This is a genomic window from Candidatus Melainabacteria bacterium RIFOXYA2_FULL_32_9 (genome assembly GCA_001784615.1).
Classification (GTDB): domain Bacteria; phylum Cyanobacteriota; class Vampirovibrionia; order Gastranaerophilales; family UBA9579; genus UBA9579.
This window is the reverse complement of record MFRQ01000055.1, coordinates 9,112-11,083: the sequence shown is the minus strand read 5'-3', so window position 1 is coordinate 11,083 and position 1,972 is coordinate 9,112. Positions and strand designations below refer to the sequence as shown.

Here is a 1,972-nt window from a genome sequence, read left to right as displayed (position 1 = left end):
AAAATTTACTTTTTGTTAACTTCTTAAATTAAATACAATTTTTAGTTAACATTTCTTAATGCATTGAGAAATTTAAATTTATCTAATAGAGGATAGTTAATATTTATAAATAAGTCTATATTTTATATATTACAATACTTTCAGGGATAATGTGAGGTTATTATGAAGTTAATAAGAGTAAAAAGACCAGGATATCTACAAGATATTCAAGAAGAAATGAATCGTATGATCGAAGATACTTTCGAAAGATTTGGCTTAACAGAAAATGCTCCTGAAAAAGGAGAAATTACCTGGCAACCAGCTGTAGAGTTAAATGAGCAGGACGGTAATTATCAGGTTAAAGCTGAACTTCCAGGAATCAGCAAAGATGATATTGATGTAGAAGTCGGAGAAGATACAGTTACAATTAAAGCCGAAACTAAAAAAGAAGAGGAAGAAAAAAAAGAAAACACCTATAGAAGCGAACTTAGATACGGTAAATTCATCAGAACCTTAGAATTACCTTCTAATATTGATAATACAAAAGTATCCGCAGAATTTAAAGACGGTATATTAACAGTAACACTGCCAAAAACGGAAGAGGAAAAACAAAAAACCAAAAAAGTAAAAATCGGATAATAAATTTTAAATATTTTGAGAGTATGGGAATGTTTTCTCGGCAAATAAGATTGCTTCGAGAACATTCCCATATGAATTACTTAATTTTTTCTTTTAAGGTGCTCTGACATTTACCATTGGATCTACTAGCTCTTTTCTGCAATACTTGATTAAAGGAGCTGAGTTTGATGACTACAATAATAAAAAAAGTTAAATTCAAAATATTAGAATACTTTGAATTAATTAAGTTCGAGCATACCATATTTGCTCTACCTTTTGCCCTATCAGGAATGCTGCTTGCTAAGCCTGATAGTTGGCCTCAAATTAATACTTTTTTATGGGTTATAGTTGCTATGATTGGTGGCAGAACTGCTGCTATGGCATTAAACAGGGTAATTGACGCTGATATTGATAAAAAAAACCCAAGAACAGCAAATAGAGCAATTCCTACTGGAAAAATCAAAAAAATGTCTGCCTTATTTCTTGCAATTTTTTCTTTTGGACTTTTAATATTTGCTACCTGGCAGTTACCTTTAGTATGCAAACAATTATTACCTGTAGCTATAGCAATTTTGATAGTTTATTCATACACTAAAAGATTCACTAATCTCTCACACTTAGTACTAGGATCAGCTTTAGGAGCTGCAGCAGCTGGAGGATGGATAGCTGTAAGCAGCGAAATTACTTTACCAGTTATTTTATGGGGATTAGCAATTGTTTTCTGGGTTGGTGGATTTGATATCATTTACGCTATACAGGATATAGAATTCGATAAAACAAACAATCTCTTCAGTATTCCAGCCTGGCTTGGAATAAAAAACAGTTTGTTAATAGCAAAAATCTTTCATAGCACTACTGTATTATTATTAATAATATTAGGCAGTATCTATCCTGTTGGTTTATTTTACTGGATTGGCTTAATTTTAACAGGTGTTTTATTAATATATGAAAATTCCCTATTAAAAGAAGATGATCTTTCTAAGATTAATGCAGCTTTCTTTAATGTTAATGGTTATGTTAGTATAAGTTTTTTCATCTTTATCTTTCTTGACAAAATCTTTTAAAAAACTATCCTATTAATGAAATGAGTAAAACAATAAAAATATTTAAAAATACATTAACCTATAAACTTTTATCCAGTTTGGCTAAAGATAGTATTGACTGGCTTGAAACCTTGGGTCTAATAGGAATAAATCTTATAAGCGCATTAAGATGCATTGCTACTGGATGTATCAATCTAAAAAACACAATAAATCAATCAGCAATATTCGGATTTGATTCTTTACTTATGACTTTATCAATGGTTGGGATATCGGGAATGATCATTGCTCTTCAGATTGCCTATGAAATGGTCAAACAGGGAGCTGGGGATTAT

Annotated in this window: 2 protein-coding genes and 1 pseudogene (1 of these 3 cut by a window edge); all 3 read left to right on the top strand. The window is 30.6% G+C overall.

The window, feature by feature from the left end; all coding sequences use genetic code 11:
- Positions 1–162: 162 nt before the first annotated feature.
- Positions 163–618, top strand: coding sequence for a hypothetical protein (locus A2255_07355; GenBank protein OGI21723.1), 456 nt, complete (start codon positions 163–165; stop codon positions 616–618).
- A gap of 167 nt (positions 619–785) precedes the next feature.
- Positions 786–1,661 carry a 4-hydroxybenzoate octaprenyltransferase gene (locus A2255_07350; protein OGI21722.1) on the top strand — a complete coding sequence of 292 codons (876 nt, stop codon included), beginning with the start codon at positions 786–788 and terminating at the stop codon, positions 1,659–1,661.
- 20 nt (positions 1,662–1,681) lie between these two features.
- Positions 1,682–1,972: pseudogene (locus A2255_07345) on the top strand (hypothetical protein); it runs 519 nt beyond the window's last position.